Source organism: Gordonia sp. IEGM753 (assembly GCF_050321825.1).
Taxonomy (GTDB): Bacteria; Pseudomonadota; Gammaproteobacteria; order Pseudomonadales; family Pseudomonadaceae; genus Aquipseudomonas.
This window is the reverse complement of the sequence record NZ_JBNQGB010000006.1, coordinates 288,370-304,770: the sequence shown is the minus strand read 5'-3', so window position 1 is coordinate 304,770 and position 16,401 is coordinate 288,370. Positions and strand designations below refer to the sequence as shown.

14 protein-coding genes and 1 tRNA gene are annotated in these 16,401 nt (G+C 58.1%); 9 read left to right on the top strand and 6 right to left on the bottom strand.

Annotation, left to right across the window (positions count from 1 at the left end; translation table 11 throughout):
- Positions 1 to 10 precede the first annotated feature (10 nt).
- From pgaB to pgaD, 3 genes are read left to right on the top strand one after another with little or no spacing between them, the layout of a single operon-like run.
- Complete coding sequence (gene pgaB / locus ACQR3R_RS25360) at positions 11 to 2,008, top strand: poly-beta-1,6-N-acetyl-D-glucosamine N-deacetylase PgaB (protein WP_428276577.1); 1,998 nt, start codon at positions 11 to 13, stop codon at positions 2,006 to 2,008.
- Between the two features lies 1 nt (position 2,009).
- The gene (pgaC, locus tag ACQR3R_RS25355) at positions 2,010 to 3,365 is read left to right on the top strand and encodes a poly-beta-1,6-N-acetyl-D-glucosamine synthase (RefSeq protein ID WP_428276575.1); all 1,356 of its coding nucleotides are present in this window, start codon (positions 2,010 to 2,012) and stop codon (positions 3,363 to 3,365) included.
- Positions 3,362 to 3,889, top strand: coding sequence for a poly-beta-1,6-N-acetyl-D-glucosamine biosynthesis protein PgaD (gene pgaD, locus ACQR3R_RS25350; protein ID WP_428276573.1), 528 nt, complete (start codon positions 3,362 to 3,364; stop codon positions 3,887 to 3,889). Before pgaC ends, pgaD begins: the two co-directional genes overlap by 4 nt.
- On the opposite strand, the gene ACQR3R_RS25345 is transcribed toward pgaD, so the two are convergent.
- Positions 3,886 to 5,415: an FAD-dependent oxidoreductase gene (locus ACQR3R_RS25345; RefSeq protein ID WP_428276571.1), complete on the bottom strand. Its 1,530-nt coding sequence runs from the start codon at positions 5,413 to 5,415 to the stop codon at positions 3,886 to 3,888. The genes pgaD and ACQR3R_RS25345 overlap by 4 nt on opposite strands.
- A 139-nt stretch (positions 5,416 to 5,554) precedes the next feature.
- Between ACQR3R_RS25345 and ACQR3R_RS25340 the strand changes: the two genes are divergently transcribed.
- Positions 5,555 to 6,115 (top strand): YbhB/YbcL family Raf kinase inhibitor-like protein, encoded by a 561-nt coding sequence (locus ACQR3R_RS25340; RefSeq protein WP_428276569.1) that lies wholly within the window; start codon positions 5,555 to 5,557, stop codon positions 6,113 to 6,115.
- Between the two features lie 105 nt (positions 6,116 to 6,220).
- Positions 6,221 to 6,427: a hypothetical protein gene (locus tag ACQR3R_RS25335; RefSeq protein ID WP_428276567.1), complete on the top strand. Its 207-nt coding sequence runs from the start codon at positions 6,221 to 6,223 to the stop codon at positions 6,425 to 6,427.
- 94 nt (positions 6,428 to 6,521) lie between these two features.
- On the opposite strand, the gene ACQR3R_RS25330 is transcribed toward ACQR3R_RS25335, so the two are convergent.
- From ACQR3R_RS25330 to ACQR3R_RS25320, 3 genes are all read right to left on the bottom strand, one after another.
- Positions 6,522 to 6,761, bottom strand: a complete 240-nt coding sequence (locus tag ACQR3R_RS25330) for a pyocin S6 family toxin immunity protein (protein WP_428276565.1) — start codon at positions 6,759 to 6,761, stop codon at positions 6,522 to 6,524.
- A 14-nt stretch (positions 6,762 to 6,775) separates the two neighbouring features.
- On the bottom strand, positions 6,776 to 7,012 hold the full coding sequence (locus ACQR3R_RS25325; RefSeq protein ID WP_428276563.1) for a colicin E3/pyocin S6 family cytotoxin: 237 nt from the start codon (positions 7,010 to 7,012) through the stop codon (positions 6,776 to 6,778).
- A 255-nt stretch (positions 7,013 to 7,267) separates the two neighbouring features.
- A tRNA-Arg gene (locus ACQR3R_RS25320) sits at positions 7,268 to 7,344 on the bottom strand.
- 349 nt (positions 7,345 to 7,693) lie between these two features.
- Between ACQR3R_RS25320 and gabD the strand changes: the two genes are divergently transcribed.
- The 3 genes from gabD to ACQR3R_RS25305 all read left to right on the top strand — a co-directional run bounded on the left by gabD (position 7,694) and on the right by ACQR3R_RS25305 (position 11,968).
- Positions 7,694 to 9,136 (top strand): NADP-dependent succinate-semialdehyde dehydrogenase, encoded by a 1,443-nt coding sequence (gene gabD / locus ACQR3R_RS25315; RefSeq protein ID WP_428276561.1) that lies wholly within the window; start codon positions 7,694 to 7,696, stop codon positions 9,134 to 9,136.
- A gap of 199 nt (positions 9,137 to 9,335) precedes the next feature.
- Positions 9,336 to 10,613, top strand: a complete 1,278-nt coding sequence (gabT, locus tag ACQR3R_RS25310; RefSeq protein ID WP_428276559.1) for a 4-aminobutyrate--2-oxoglutarate transaminase — start codon at positions 9,336 to 9,338, stop codon at positions 10,611 to 10,613.
- A gap of 125 nt (positions 10,614 to 10,738) precedes the next feature.
- Complete coding sequence (locus ACQR3R_RS25305; protein ID WP_428276557.1) at positions 10,739 to 11,968, top strand: HDOD domain-containing protein; 1,230 nt, start codon at positions 10,739 to 10,741, stop codon at positions 11,966 to 11,968.
- Here the strand turns inward: ACQR3R_RS25305 and ACQR3R_RS25300 are convergent.
- Positions 11,955 to 12,944 (bottom strand): diguanylate cyclase, encoded by a 990-nt coding sequence (locus tag ACQR3R_RS25300; RefSeq protein WP_428276555.1) that lies wholly within the window; start codon positions 12,942 to 12,944, stop codon positions 11,955 to 11,957. The genes ACQR3R_RS25305 and ACQR3R_RS25300 overlap by 14 nt on opposite strands.
- A gap of 148 nt (positions 12,945 to 13,092) precedes the next feature.
- Complete coding sequence (gene desA / locus ACQR3R_RS25295) at positions 13,093 to 14,277, bottom strand: delta-9 fatty acid desaturase DesA (protein WP_428276553.1); 1,185 nt, start codon at positions 14,275 to 14,277, stop codon at positions 13,093 to 13,095.
- Between the two features lie 147 nt (positions 14,278 to 14,424).
- On the opposite strand from desA, the gene dibA reads away from it, so the two are divergent.
- Positions 14,425 to 16,344: a phosphodiesterase DibA gene (gene dibA, locus ACQR3R_RS25290; protein ID WP_428276551.1), complete on the top strand. Its 1,920-nt coding sequence runs from the start codon at positions 14,425 to 14,427 to the stop codon at positions 16,342 to 16,344.
- Positions 16,345 to 16,401 lie beyond the last annotated feature (57 nt).

Below are 16,401 nucleotides of genomic sequence, written 5' to 3'. Positions count from 1 at the left end.
GAGTTTGAAGATGCCTCTTATCTCGCGTTTCATCCTCCTGCTGGGAGTGCTGTTGATCAGCGCATGCGCCCAGCAAGCACCGGCCTTCGCGCCGCCCTCCGAGCGTCCGGTCGCGGCTAACGAAAAACCGTGGCCAAAAAACCACGTGCTCGGCATTGCCTACCACGACATTGAAGACCGCGACCCCGATCAGGCGGTGGTGGCGGTGCGCACCGAACGCATGATCGAGCAACTGGCGTGGCTGCGGGAGAACAACTACCAACCGGTTACCGTCGACCAGGTCATCGCGGCCCGCAAGGGTGGCCCCGAGTTGCCGCCCAAAGCCATTTTGCTGAGCTTCGACGACGGCTACGCCAGTTTCTATACCCGCGTGCTGCCCGTGCTGCGCGCCTACAACTGGCATGCACTGCTGGCCCCGGTCGGGGTGTGGATCGACACGCCGCTGAATCAGCCGGTCGATTTCGCCGGTACGCCGCGTCAACGTTCGGACTTTTTGACCTGGGATCAGATCCGCGAAATTTCGCAATCCGGGTTGGTGGAAATTGCCGCCCACACCGACGCCAGCCACAAAGGCATCCTGGCCAACCCGCAGGGCAACCTGCAGCCAGCCGCGGCCACCCGTCGCTATGACGCGGTGAATGGTCGCTATGAAACCGAAGCGGAATTCCAGTCACGGATGCGCACGGATGTTGCCGCGATTTCGGAAAAAATCCGCAAGGTCACGGGCAAAAAACCACGGGTTTGGGTCTGGCCATACGGCGCGGCGGATGGCGCGACACTGCAAGTGGTCACCGATGAAGGCTATCAAATGGCCTTGACCCTGGATGACGGTCTGGACGCCCTCGATAACCTGATGAGCAGCCCGCGTTTCCTGGTGGCTTCTGACCCGGACGGCGAGCATTTCGCCAACAGTGTCGTTTCTGTGCAGGCTGATGCTCCGATGCGCGTGGTGCACGTGGACCTCGATAACGTCTACGACGCCGACCCGGCGCAGCAGGAAATCAACCTTGGTAAATTGATCCAGCGCATGGCCGACATGGGCGCCAACACGGTATTCCTGCAAGCCTTTGCCGACCCGAAAGGCGATGGGTTGGTGCACTCGCTGTACTTCCCCAACCGTCACTTGCCGGTGGCTGCCGACATCTTTGATCGTGTTGCGTGGCAACTGCGTACACGGGCTCATGTGAAGGTCTTCGCCTGGATGCCAGTGCTGAGTTTTGCCCTGGATTCGAAGCTGCCACGCGTGACTCGCTGGGACCCGAAAACCGGCAAGACATCAGTAGACCCGGACCAATACAAACGCCTGTCACCGTTTGACCCGAATGTGCGACGCATCATCGGTGAAATCTACGAAGACGTGGCGCGCCTGACTTCTGTCGACGGCATTCTCTATCACGATGATGCCGTGCTGTCGGACTTCGAAGACGCCAGCCCCGAAGCGCTCAAGACTTATGCTGCCAATGGCCTGCCGGGCTCTATTGCAGCACTTCGTGCAGATCCCGCCACAATGCAGCGCTGGACACGTTTCAAAAGCCGTTACCTGATCGATTTCACCAAGGAATTGACGGCCAAGGTGCGCGCCATTCGCGGCCCGCAAGTGTTGACCGCGCGCAATATTTTCGCCGAGCCGATGCTCAACCCCGAGAGCGAAACGTGGTTCGCGCAGAACCTTGACGACTTCCTCGTCACCTACGACTGGACGGCGCCAATGGCCATGCCGTTCATGGAAAAACAGACTCGGCAGCAATCCGGGCCATGGCTCGAAGCGCTGGTGGCGACGGTCAAGTCCAGGCCCGGTGCGCTCGAGCGCACAGTGTTTGAATTGCAGGCCAAAGACTGGACGAAAAAAACCGATTCCGACATCGACGGCGAGCAACTGGCCGACTGGATGCGCATCCTCAAGCGTCAGGGTGCGACCAGTTTTGGCTACTACCCCGATAACTTCCTCGAGAACCTGCCGGACTTGAAAACCGTGCGGCCTGCGCTCTCCAACAAGTGGAATCCATAACATGCTGGATAGACTGCTGGCTCTGTTGGTACTGGCGATCGTCCTCGGGATTCCCCTTGGGCTGATCTTCCTGGTGACCGGGCAATTCCTGATGGACTTCGTGTTCTTCTATCCATTGTTCATGTCTGGATTGTGGATCGCCGGTGGCCTGTATTTCTGGCTGCACTGGGAGCGGCACTGGCCGTGGAAGGACGACACCTTGCCTCCGCCATTGGCCGGCGAGCCGCTGATCTCGATTTTGATCCCTTGCTACAACGAGGGCGATAACGCTGCCGACACTATTCATGCGGCGCTGGCTCAGCACTATCCGAACATTGAAGTTATCGCGATCAACGACGGCTCCAAAGACAACACCGCCGCCGTGCTCGACGCACTCGCAGCGCAAGATCCCCGCTTGCGGGTACTGCATCTGGCGGAAAACCAGGGCAAGGCTGTTGCTTTGCGCATGGGCGCTATTGCGGCGCGCAGCGAATACTTGGTGTGCATCGACGGTGACGCGTTACTGGCGCCTAACACGGCGGCTTACCTGGTGGCGCCGATGCTCGACAACGCTCGGCTTGGCGCCGTCACCGGCAACCCGCGCATCCGCACCCGCTCGACATTGGTGGGGCGCGTACAAGTGGGTGAATTTTCGTCGATCATCGGATTGATCAAACGCACACAACGGGTTTTCGGGCGGATTTTTACCGTCTCCGGGGTGATCGTGGCGTTCCGTCGCACGGCCCTGAACCGGGTCGGCTACTGGAGCCCGGACATGATCACCGAAGACATCGACATCAGCTGGAAACTGCAACTGGACCACTGGAACATCTTCTACGAGCCACGTGCGTTGTGCTGGATCCTGATGCCCGAAACCCTCGGTGGTCTGTGGAAGCAGCGGCTGCGTTGGGCTCAGGGCGGCGCCGAAGTGTTGTTCAAGAACATCCGTGGAATCTGGCAGTACCGCCATCGCTACCTCTGGCCGCTGTTGTTCGAATACTGCCTGTCCACTGGTTGGGCCTTCACTTTCCTGTTGTCGGTGATTTTCTGGGCGGTCGGTAAATTCGTTGAAATGCCGGAAGCCATCGCCGTGCATCACTTGATGCCTCCCGCATTTACCGGGTTGTTACTGGCGATGGTGTGCCTGATGCAATTCGCGATCAGCATCCTGATCGACCGTCGCTATGAAAAAGGGTTGTGGAAAACCATGTTCTGGGTGGTTTGGTACCCGCTGGTGTTCTGGTTCATCAGCCTGCTGACCACGCTGGTCAGTTTCCCCAAAGTACTGTTCGGCCGGCATCAGAAACGTGCGCGGTGGGTCAGCCCGGACCGGGGCATCAAACCGCAGGACGACGATGAAGAGGAAGTCATCAGATGAAAATCATCAGAACCCGGCAGCGACCATTCCTGGTCGTGGTCGATGCGTTTTGCACGGTGCTGGCCTGGATCGGCCTGCTCTATTTATTGGCTCGCGGCCTGTGGCCGCTGATTGATACGCACGGTGGTCCGCGTATCGACAAGGGGCTTTTCGACGCAATCGGTACCTTGCATATCTATCTATGGGTGGCGGTGATCAACGCGGTCATCCTGATTTCATGGGCGCGTTATCAACATCGCAAAAGCCGCAGTTTCGCCCAGCGACGACTGCCGGCACCGGTGGTGGATGATCAAGGCTTGAGCAAGAGTTTCAAGCTGACCGGCGATGGGCTGGAAAAGCTGCGCAAGCCCGGCATCATGACCATCCACAACACCCAGGACGGCGATGTCAGCCACGTAGTTAGCCATTTTTTTCCGGTGGACCCGGCGTTGGAGTCGCCAGCTCTTGCGCCACTCGCGCATCCGCGGGTGATTCGTTTGCCATCCGAGGAGGATGACACCCAGCCGCCGCAGAACCGTACTTAGCCCACGTCCCGGATCAGCCGCCACGCCTCGTCCACTGGCAGCGGCTGCTTCATCCGTTCGGCGAGCATCGCCATCGCTCGTTCCCTGTCGCATGCGACTGCAGCCGCCACCACACCATTCTTGGCAAACAGCCCGATGAACGGCGGATGATAGGGATCACCCTTGAACTCGACCTCGTCCCAGTTTTCGGCATGCCCGAGATAGTCGTAGTTTTTGCCAAAATGCCAGGTCCAGAAGTACGGGACGTCGAGGTAATGTTCGTCGCCGCCGAGCATGTTCGCGGCAGCAATTCGTGCCTGTTGTTGCGCCAGGCGCCAATGTTCGATGCGATGCGGCTGGCCATTGAGCGGGAAGGTCACGATATCGCCCGCAGCCCACAGCCCCTCGGTTACGCGCATCCCGCCGTCGACCTGCAGTGACTGATCCTGCGCCTTCGGCAAATCGGCAAACGGCCCGGTTGCCGGGGTCACGCCAATCCCTACCAGCACCAGATCGGCGGGCAGGCGTTGGCCATTGTCCAGCGTCACGGCTTCTACATTTCCATGGCCTTCGATACGCGTTGCTTCGCCGTCGGTATGAAACACCACACCGTTGGCCTCGTGGCGGGCCCGAATCGCTTTGCCGACGGTGTCGCCGAACTGCTTGGCAAAGGGCACCGCGTGGCGTGCCAGTACGGTGACTGCGAGCCCGTACTGACGTAACGCCGAAGCGGATTCCAGAGCAATGAAACTGTCGCCAATGATCACCGCTCGCTGGCCGGGTTTTGCCGTGTGCAAAATCTGTTGTGCCTGATCTTTGGAGCGCAATAGAAAAACCTGAGGCAAATCGGCACCCGGCAACGATAGCGGGTCCGGCATGCCGCCAGTGGCAATCAGCGCCGCATCATAGGCCAGCGTTTGGCCGTCACTCAGTTGCAGGGTCTTGTTCGTGCAATCAAGGCTTGCCACGTCGGCGTGCAGTTGCTCGATCCGTTGTTCCCGGTAAAAACGTTCATCACGCAATGGCGGGATTTCTTCCGGCGGCATTTCTCCGGCAATCACAAACTTGCTCAATACTGTTCGGTCGTACCCGGCATCGGCCTCGCGGTCGATCAACACGATACGACCGCCAAAACCTTTTTCACGCAGCGTGACCGCGCCGGCGGTGCCTGCGGCGCCGGCACCGACGATCACGAAAACGCGCTCGTCATCGGCCGGCGGGGTATGAGCGTCAGCCAAGGGCTGGTCATCAACCCAGACCTCATCACTGCGAATTTCCAGCGGATAGCGTTGTAAGCTGTCCAGCGCCGGCGGCTCGCACAATCCTCCGTCTTCGGTCCTGAACGCGGCTTTATGCCAAGGGCAAATCAGGCGTCCATTGCACAGCGCTCCTTCAGCCAGCGGTGCGCCTGCATGCGGGCACTCGCCTTGAAAGGCGCGATATTGATCACCCACTTTCAGCAGCAGAATTTTTGTGTCTCCGATCTGGACTTCCAGGCCTCGGGTCTCGGACACATTGGCTAAACGGGCAACACGGTGCAGTGCCATGAGCGCTCTCCAGGCAGACATTTAAGGTAAGAGTTCGGTACTTATCCACAGGTTCAGCCAATTCCCACTGCCACGGCACCAACGGTACAGCTATAGTTCGCAAGCCGACGACGGCCTCACCAGCACAAGGTGCTCCGGTATGACCCGATTGACCTCTCTGAACCCTTGGCTGGCGGCCATTGCAGTCGCCCTTTGCGTGCAACTGCCCGTGCAGGCCCAGGAGCGTTTCACCCTGAATATCCCAGGTGTTACGGATGACCGACTGTTCACCTCGGGCGCCGCCAGCGACGCTCACGGTTGCGGCGGGAAAAACATTTCCCCCGCGCTTAACTGGAACGCAGGCCCGGCCGGCACGCTCAGTTATGCCATCGTGATGCACGATCCCGATGGGCAAAAAGGTCAAGGGGTCGATCATTGGGTGCATTACGGTATCAAGGCCACCACTCACCAGATTCCTGCAGGTGTCGGCGCAAAATCTGCCTTTGAAGGCGTGGGCGGCAGCAACACCAAAGGCACCACAACCTACATCGGCCCATGCCCGCCCGTCGGTGACAGTGCGCACCATTACGTGATTCAGCTATACGCCCTGGACCTCGCCCCCGACGCTTTGCCCGCTGGCCTGACCCGCGCGCAACTGCTGGAGAAAATCAAAGGCCACGTGCTGAAAAACAGCAGTGTGGTACGGCGTTACCATCGCTGAAGTTTTTTTTAGATGGGTTTAACCGGGTAAACAGCGGTCGCCAATTTGGCATACAGGCCCGAAAGCGCGCACTATCGGGCCATAGCCGATGCGTTGGAGGAAGCCATGGCGAAAAAAATCGACCGCATCGCCCAAATGCTCAACTGCCCGGTCAAGGGCGAAGAACTGCGGCGAGCAGTGACGGAGAGTCGTAAGGAGTTTCTTCTGGCGCAGGAGAAAGAAGCGGCTCTTGAGGAAGACGTTCTCGACGATGAAGAGTTCGAGGACGAAGAGGATGATGAGTACGACGAGTTTGATTGGACGACTGAGTGAAAAAACCGCTTCGGCGGTTTTTTTTCGCATTTTTTCTGCTTCTGCCTCCAAGCGCGAACCGTTTTGGCGTGCTGTTAGGGGTCCAACTGGTTCGCTAGGCCTCTAGCCCGATGAATAGATCCAGGTCGCTGGGTAGCTGCTCTTTAATCGCAGTCGCAATCCGCTGAGATTGGTCGCCTGTAAGCAGCCATTCGCCGTCCGGGCTTTGTGCAAGGCTTTGCCACCCCAGTACCTCTAGTACCGCTGGCTCAAACTGCGACGGTACGACTAGTTCATATTTCAGCGAAGTATCATCGCTGTCGCCCGATAAAAAACCTGTGATGCATAGGTGCATGAGTCTCCCCTTAATTACTTTGGAGTTGTTCTGCCACGTTCGGCGTCCTTGGTTCGCTCCCCTGTGTCAGGGTTGAACTCTCCCAAATGCTTGCCTTGCTTGTCGTATAACTCAACCCTGCCATTTTCAGAGTCCCACTCATAAATGCGGCCTTTACGATCTTTCCAGCGTTTACGCAGACCGCCGCCCTTTACCGAACTCTTGGACTTGTCCTTCACTGCATCAGGGAACGCCATCTTGGCCGGTAGCATGCCCAGTACGAAAACACTCGCAGGTCCGCCCGCGCCGCGTATCGCCCAATTGAGACGCGGGCTCCGAAGTGGTACCGGCTTCGGTGCTACACCAATGTTCGGGAATGCAGGATTTGGCAAAGACCTGATCGTTGCGAGGCGATTTGTAGGGGTCGACTTCAAACCGAGGAATGGCGCTGCACCTGTGCGTCTTGAATCAGCGCCCACAAAAAAGCCCCGGACCTTACGGCCCGGGGCTTTCTCGTTTCTGCTATATGGTGCACCAGGCGGGATTCGAACCCACGACCCCTGCCTTCGGAGGGCAGTACTCTATCCAGCTGAGCTACTGGTGCAAGCGGGCGCCATGATACTCATATGCACCGCAGGCGTCCATGCTGCTGAATAAACAGCGCTTTTTCAAAGCGTAGGCGTTGTTTACTACGCTGATCAGAAAAAAGGGGCAAATGCGGCGTTTTCGTTCTTTTTTTCGAACAGCCTATTGTCCTTTACCCCCTTTGATCCTAGGATTCGTTTGAGATTTCAAACGCTCTTGTCTGGGTGCTGAACCGCACGAGTCCAATCCGTGCGCTATTTATGTGCTTCAGCCCGGTGAATGATTTCCCTGACGGCAGCCTTTTCAGGCGCCTTTCTACAATCATAATTTGCTCCGCGCCTGCCGCGGTGCTGTTAAGGAAAGCCGACATGCAGCTTAAAGACACCCAGTTGTTCCGCCAGCAAGCCTTCATCGATGGCGCTTGGGTCGATGCCGACAATGGTCAGACGATCAAGGTCAACAACCCGGCAACGGGCGAAATTCTGGGCACTGTGCCGAAAATGGGCGCCGCTGAAACCCGTCGCGCAATTGAAGCCGCTGACAAAGCGCTGCCGGCCTGGCGTGCACTGACCGCCAAGGATCGCGCGAACAAGCTGCGTCGCTGGTTCGAGCTGATCATCGAGAACCAGGATGACCTGGCCCGCCTGATGACGCTGGAGCAAGGCAAGCCGTTGGCTGAAGCCAAGGGCGAAATCGTTTACGCCGCGTCCTTTATCGAGTGGTTCGCTGAAGAAGCCAAGCGCGTATACGGTGACGTGATTCCTGGTCACCAGCCAGACAAGCGTCTGATCGTGATCAAACAACCGATCGGTGTGACCGCTGCGATTACTCCGTGGAACTTCCCGGCTGCGATGATCACCCGTAAAGCGGGCCCGGCGCTGGCTGCCGGTTGCACCATGGTGCTCAAGCCTGCTTCGCAAACCCCGTTCTCCGCGTTCGCGTTGGCTGAACTGGCTCAGCGTGCCGGCATTCCTGCTGGCGTGTTCAGCGTTGTGTCCGGCAGTGCCGGCGACATCGGTAGCGAGCTGACCAGCAACCCGATCGTGCGCAAACTGTCCTTCACCGGCTCGACCGAAATCGGTCGTCAGCTGATGGCTGAATGCGCCAAGGACATCAAGAAAGTATCCCTGGAGCTGGGCGGCAACGCGCCGTTCATCGTGTTCGACGACGCGGACCTGGATAAGGCCGTCGAAGGCGCGATCATCTCCAAGTACCGTAACAACGGTCAGACCTGTGTCTGCGCCAACCGTCTGTACATTCAGGATTCGGTGTACGACGCGTTCGCCGAGAAGCTGAAAGTGGCAGTCTCCAAACTCAAGATCGGTAACGGTCTGGAAGACGGCACCACCACTGGCCCGCTGATCGATGAAAAAGCCGTGGCCAAGGTCAAAGAGCACATCGCTGACGCCGTGAGCAAAGGCGCAACCGTGCTGTCCGGCGGCAAGAGCATCGAAGGCAACTTCTTCGAGCCGACCATTCTGACCAACGTGCCGAACAACGCTGCCGTGGCCAAGGAAGAAACCTTCGGCCCATTGGCGCCGCTGTTCCGTTTCAAAGACGAAGCCGAAGTGATCGCGATGTCCAACGACACCGAGTTCGGTTTGGCCTCGTACTTCTATGCGCGTGACTTGGGTCGTGTGTTCCGTGTAGCCGAGGCTCTGGAATATGGCATGGTCGGCGTCAACACCGGGTTGATCTCCAACGAAGTTGCGCCATTCGGCGGCATCAAGGCCTCGGGCCTGGGCCGTGAAGGTTCCAAGTACGGCATCGAAGATTACCTGGAAATCAAATACCTCTGCCTGGGCATCTAAACGCTTGATTTACGAGCCCTGGCAGGGCATTGCTTCAAACGCAAAGGGCACGAGAGCGCTGTCCCTTTGCGTGTTTCAAACGGAATTTTCTCTGTGGCCGGGAAAGCTGTGGCAGTCGATCATCGCATGCTGCCGTAGTTGCCTCCCCGCCGCACTTTCCTTGAACCACGCCGCCCGATGAGCGGTGAATGAGGACACTATGAGCAAGACTAACGCATCCCTGATGAAGCGCCGCGAAGCCGCTGTACCACGCGGTGTTGGCCAGATTCACCCGATTTTCGCCGAGTCCGCGAAGAACGCTACCGTGACTGACGTCGAAGGTCGCGAGTTCATCGACTTCGCGGGTGGTATTGCGGTACTGAACACCGGCCACGTGCACCCGAAAATCATCGCCGCGGTGACCGAGCAGCTGAACAAGCTGACCCACACCTGCTTCCAGGTATTGGCCTACGAGCCGTATGTCGAAGTGTGCGAAAAAATCAACGCCAAGGTGCCAGGTGATTTCGAGAAGAAAACCCTGCTGGTGACCACCGGTTCCGAAGCGGTGGAAAACGCCGTGAAAATCGCCCGTGCCGCCACCGGCCGTGCAGGCGTAATCGCGTTCACCGGCGCTTACCACGGTCGCACCATGATGACCCTGGGCCTGACCGGCAAAGTCGTGCCTTACTCGGCCGGCATGGGCCTGATGCCAGGCGGCGTGTTCCGCGCGCTGTACCCGAACGAACTGCACGGTGTGAGCGTTGACGATTCGATCGCCAGCATCGAACGCATCTTCAAGAACGACGCCGAGCCGCGTGACATCGCTGCAATCATCATCGAGCCAGTTCAGGGCGAAGGTGGTTTCTACGTCGCTCCTAAAGAGTTCATGAAGCGTCTGCGCGCCCTGTGCGACCAGCACGGCATTCTGTTGATCGCTGACGAAGTGCAGACTGGCGCTGGCCGTACCGGCACTTTCTTCGCCATGGAACAGATGGGCGTTTCGGCCGACCTGACCACCTTCGCCAAATCCATCGCTGGCGGCTTCCCGCTGGCCGGTGTTTGTGGCAAGGCTGAATACATGGACGCCATTGCTCCAGGCGGCCTGGGCGGCACTTACGCCGGTAGCCCGATTGCTTGCGCTGCGGCCCTGGCCGTAATGGAAGTGTTTGAAGAAGAGCATCTGCTGGACCGCTGCAAGGCTGTTGGCGAGCGCCTGGTAACAGGTCTGAAAGCCATCCAGGCCAAGTATCCGGTTATCGGCGAAGTCCGTGCGCTGGGCGCGATGATCGCGGTTGAGCTGTTTGTCGATGGCGACAGCCACAAGCCGAACGCTGCTGCAGTTGCCTCCGTAGTGGCCAAGGCTCGCGACAAGGGCTTGATCCTGCTGTCCTGCGGTACTTACGGCAACGTGCTGCGCGTGCTGGTGCCGCTGACTTCGCCGGACGAGCAGTTGGACAAAGGTCTGGCGATCATTGAAGAGTGCTTCTCCGAGCTCTGATGTATTTGTGAGCTGATCGACAAAAAACCCGCTTCGGCGGGTTTTTTTATGCCTCTTGAAACACATGCCCTGTTTCGAATGGCCAGCATTGACTAAGGTGCAAGCAGTGCCTTTGGAGAGTGCAGATGACTGCTGTGGTTTTACCTGCTGTACCACGCGTGCTGATTGCCGAGGCCGATCCGTGGTCTCGTGATCTTCTCAAGCAAGTGTTGCTTAATGTGCGTTGCGATGCGCGGCTCGATTTGTGTGCTGACGGTCAGGAAGCGTTGCACCTGTTGGCGCAAAACCCTTACGACCTGGTCATCGCAGATTGGGAGTTGCCGGGTGTCGATGGTTTGAATGTGTTGCGCAACGTCCGTCAGCGCAAACGCAATCCGCCGCTGCCGTTTATCCTCATGAGCAGTCGCAGCGACGGCGCCAGCGTGCGCGAGGCGTTGCCGCTGGCGCCTTCGGCGTATCTCACCAAACCGCTGAACATGGAAAGCCTGACCAAACGCCTGCAGGGCTTGTTGTTGAACGTGGGCGAAGAGGTGTCGTGCGATGTGCCTTCACTGGCGCCAGGCATGACGCTGTCGGTGTATCTGGAGCGTCGTCGTCAGTCTGCGGACGGTGCGCCGCTGATGACGGACGTGCACCTTGCAGTCAAGCGCAGCCTCGATCCCGGAGGTCTCGATCTGGCACGGCTGGAGGATGAAGTCCGGACGGACCCGCAAATCACGGCGGTATTGATTGCTGCCGCCAACAGCGCTGCCCAGCACCATGGCGCGGCGGTGCAAACCTTGTCCCAGGCGCTGCATCGTCTCGGCACCGGTCAAAGCATGAATCTCATTCTTGGGCTGGCGCTCAAGCGTAGCGCTCGGTTGAGTGATCCTTGTCTGGCGGACTACGCCGAACGTTATTGGGAACTGTCGCTGCATACCGCCGAGTACGCGCGAACGCTGGCACGCTTGCTGGATCTGGATCAAGAGCGTTGTTATTGCGCCGGCATGTTGCATCGCCTGGGTGATCTTGCGTTATTGCGATGTCTGCAGGAGTGGAAGCAGGCCGGTGGTGAGCTGGATGAGCTGGAGGAGGTGGGCGATGCGCTGGCCGAGTTTGGCGCGGCTTACGGCTCGGCCCTGCGAACTCGTTGGCGGCTGCCATTGGAGTTGCGTGAGCTGATTGCGTCGGTGTACCAGCTCGGTGGCGGGGTTTATTCGCGCGAGGCCCTGGTGATGAACATGGCCGCGCAATTGGCGCGCCTGACCGAGCATGAGAACGTCGAGACGCTGGCCAAAAGCCGCACCGCACGTTTGCTCAAGATTGGTTTTCCTGAATTGATGCGTTTGCGTCATAAACCGATCAGCCGGATATGATCCGGTTTTTGCCTTGGCGCTTGGCTTCGTACATTGCGGCATCCGCCCGGGCGAACAGGCTATCGATGCTTTCGTCTTCTGCTGTAAGGCTGGTCAAACCCTGGCTGACGGTGATGCTGAACGTTTGATCGCCATGGCTGAAGCCTAACCGTTGAATTTCCCGCTGCAGACGCTCGGCCACTTGCATCGCCATGTCGGGCGCACAACCCGGAAATACCGCCGCGAACTCTTCTCCACCGATCCGACCGAACAGATCGCCGCGACGTAATGCTGAGCGGCCGGTCTCGGCGATGCGTTGCAGCACAATATCGCCTTCCTGATGACCGTAAGTGTCGTTGACGACTTTGAAATCATCGATGTCCAGCAGCAAAAACGCTAACGATGAACCTTGGGACCGTGCCTGTTCGAACTCACGGTTCGCACAATCGAAGAAGTGTCGACGATTGCTGCTCTCCGTCAGTTCATCCGTGGTGGCCAGGCGCTGCAGCTCGGTTTCCATTTGCTTCTTGTCGGTGATGTCTTCTGCAATGCCGACAATAATCACGGGTTGTCCTGGCTCGGCCTGACGATTGATGAAGCATTTGTCGCTGAGCCAGCGTACTTCGCCGTCAGCGGCAATGATTCGATACTCTCGATCTTCCACGGCGCCTTTAACCAGCACTTCCGTCAGGCTGCGCTCGGCATAGTCCAGGTCGTCTGGATAAATGCTGTCGCGCCATTGGTTGAAATCGGACAGCAGCAGGCCGGCAGATCGGCCGAAAATCCGCTCATAGGCAGGGCTTACGTACAGCACCTGACGGGTTTCCCAGTTGAAGGCCCAAAGCACCGCGTTGACGCTTACCAGCAAAGAACTGAACAACTGTTCGCGCTCGCTCAGGCGAGCCACTTCACCTTGGGCGTGCATCAATGCCATCAGGGTTTGTGCAGCGTCTGGCCACTGCGGAGGAGATGAGTCTTCCAGATTTTTGTTGGCCATCGGCACAGATCTCAAAGGGCGTGTGCCGTCCGAGGTTCGAAGCGGCCAGTGCGAAGCGCGCCTGGATGGCGAAGTGTCTTTGAGATAGGGGATTTGGAGCGAAGTTCCGGAAGGCGCGCCCTATAAAAGGGCGCACCGATCAACGGTTTTAAACAGTGGCGGGGCGTAACGAGTAGGTCTTAAGCTGATCAGCGAAGTCGCGTAGCGATTGAATTCCGCTGGCTTCAGCTTCGTGTACCCAATCCTTGATGGCTGCCAGCATGTCGTGACCATTCGAACTGGTCTTGAGCCAGATCTGCTGCAGGGCAAGGCGTTTTTCGTAAATCACCTTGAGTGCCTGGCTGTGTTCGAGCATGGTCTGAATGCGGATGTGGTGTTTGTCATCCAGCAGGCTGGTCTCCCGCGAGAGCAGGCGTTTGGCCCGGTGAAACTGGTGACGAACCGAGTGATCGACCCTCTCCAGTTCCTGTTTGACCAGCGGCGCGATAACCAGCTTGCGGTATTGGGCCATGATCTGGAAACGGTTGTTGAGGATCGCCATGGCGGTGTCCATGTCCAGGTTGCCTTTGCCTTCAACCCGGTGGGCGATGGGCGCAACTCGTTGGACCTTGGCTAGGCGCAGGAAGCTGAACACCTGGATCCAGGCCCAGCCCAGATCGAATTCCCACTTTTTCACCGACAATTTTGCCGAATTAGGGTAGGTGTGGTGATTGTTGTGCAGTTCTTCGCCGCCGATCAGGATGCCCCAAGGCACCAGGTTGGTTGCCGCATCACGGCATTCGAAATTGCGGTAGCCGACAGCATGGCCAAGGCCATTGACCACGCCGGCAGCCCATACCGGAATCCACATCATCTGGATGGCCCAGATGGTGATGCCGATGGTGCCGAACAGCAGCAGGTCGATGACGCCCATGATTGCCACGCCCAACAGCGGGAAGCGGCTGTACAGGTTGCGTTCGATCCAGTCTTCAGGGCAGTTTTTGCCGTAGATGCGCAGTGTCTCGGGGTTTTCCGCTTCGGCGCGGTACAACTCGGCACCTGTGCGCAGAACGGTGGACAGCCCTTTGATGACCGGGCTGTGCGGGTCATCGACGGTTTCGCACTTGGCGTGATGTTTGCGGTGGATAGCGGTCCACTCGCGCGTGTTCTGGGCCGTGGTCAGCCACAGCCAGAAACGGAAAAAATGTTTCAGGCCAGCATTGAGCTCAAGCGAGCGATGGGCTGAATAGCGATGCAGATAGACCGTGACGCCGATAATCGTAACGTGGGTCATCAGCAGGGTGACTGCCACCAGTGACCAGGGCGACAAGCCGAGAAAACCTTCGTACCACATAGGCTATAGGGCCCTCGTTGAATAAAAAAACAGCCGTTGCATTATCACTAAGCTCACAGATAAAACCAGTCGCCCTTTCAGATAAGAGTGGCTGGATGTTTCTTTACCCTATAATTCCAGCCTTTTTGAAGGGACATGGACCGCCGAATGTCTGCCACCTCTCGCTATGCCTTGCGTGCAGCGCTGCTTTATCTGTTGCTTTCCGTAGCCTGGCTGCAGACAAGTGATCATTTATTGAACAGTTTCTTCGATAGCTCTACTGAGCTGATGCGATGGCAACTGATCAACGGTTACGCCTGGGTTGTGTTCAGTGCGGTATTCGTTTTTTTCGCCAGGGCGCGATTGTTCCGTTGCCTTGGGGTAGGCGCGCAACTGCGCGAGCGACATGAGGACCGTCAGCGCTTGCGACAGGCTGCCGCCGTATTCGATTGCACACGCGAAGGCGTGCTGGTCACTGACAATAAAGGAGTGATCGTCCACGTAAATCGCGCCTTTATGGAGATCACCGGTTATCAGCGCGAAGAAGTGCTGGGTCAGCAACCCAGTTTGTTCAAGTCCGGTCATCATCCGCCAGGTTTCTATCAGGCCATGTTCTCGGCACTTGGCAGTGCAGGGGAGTGGAGTGGGGAGATCTGGAACCGCCGAAAAAGCGGTGAAATTTATCCGCAATGGCAGACCATTCGTATCATTCGTGACGATCAGGGCCAGCTCAGTCAGTACGTTGCGGTGTTTTCCGACATCAGTGCGATCAAGGACTCCGAGCATGAGCTGAAGCACCTGGCGCATCACGATCCGCTGACCGATCTGCCCAATCGCTTGCTGTTTACCGACCGCGCCGAGCAGGCGTTGTCGTCGGCACAAATCCATAAGCGCGGTTGCGCGTTGCTGTTGATCGACCTGGATCATTTCAAAATGATCAATGACAGCCTCGGGCACACCATTGGCGACGAACTGTTGAAGGCCGTGTCCGAACGCCTGAAGGCCATGTTCGGGCCCGGCATTACCCTCGCAAGGCTGGGTGGCGATGAGTTCGCAGTGCTCGCCGAGAGCTGTCCGCAACTGGTGCAAGCCGCCGCGCTTGCTCAACGAATTATCGACGGGCTCAAACAGCCCTTTCATATCAGCGACCATCAGCTTTTCATCGGGGCCAGCATCGGCATCAGTTTGTTTCCAAGTGATGCCTTAAGCGCCGAGCAACTGTTGCGCAATGCCGACTCGGCGCTGTTCAAGGCCAAGAGTGCTGGCCGCGACAGCTATGCGCTGTACACCGAAGAGCTGACCGCACACGCGCAACAACGCGTCGAAACCGCATTCGAATTGCGTCGCGCCCTGGAGCAACAGGAGCTGCGGGTTTACTACCAACCGGTGCACGACCTTAAAACCAGCCGCCTGATCGGTGTGGAAGCACTTGTGCGCTGGCAGCATCCGCAGCGTGGATTGGTGTCGCCGGCAGAATTCATCCCCATCGCCGAGCGTACCGGGCTGATCTCGGAGATTGACGCATGGGTCATGCAGCAAGCGTGTCAGCAGATGTGCCAGTGGCAGGCCGCTGGCGTGGCGTTGTCGTTTGTCGCGGTGAACGTGTCTTCCCGTTTGTTCGCGCGCCGTGAGCTTTACCAAAAGGTCGCCCAGGTGCTGCATGAAACAGGGCTGGATCCGGCTTATCTAGAGCTGGAGGTCACAGAAAGCGCAGTGATGGACGACCCGGAAGTGGCGTTGGAGCAAATGCACCGCTTGCGTGAACTGGGTGTGCGTTTGGCCATCGATGACTTCGGCACTGGCTACTCGTCATTGCTTCGCTTGAAGCGATTGCCGGTGCAAAAACTGAAGATCGATCAGGGTTTTGTGGCCGGATTGCCGTGGGATGAGGATGACGCTGCAATCGTACGGGTGATTATCGCATTGGCTCAAAGCATGGGAATGCAAGTGCATGCCGAAGGCATCGAGCAGGCCGAGCAGGCGGCGTTCCTGCTTGATCATGACTGCGATCTTGGGCAGGGCTACTGGTTTGGTCGTCCGGTGCCCGCCGCGCAGCTGGATTGGGCTCATTCGCCATTGATTGGCTGAGTTCACAACCTGAGCATTTCCACGCAGGGCGTGGGAGTGCGCAGCCTGAAATCCTTC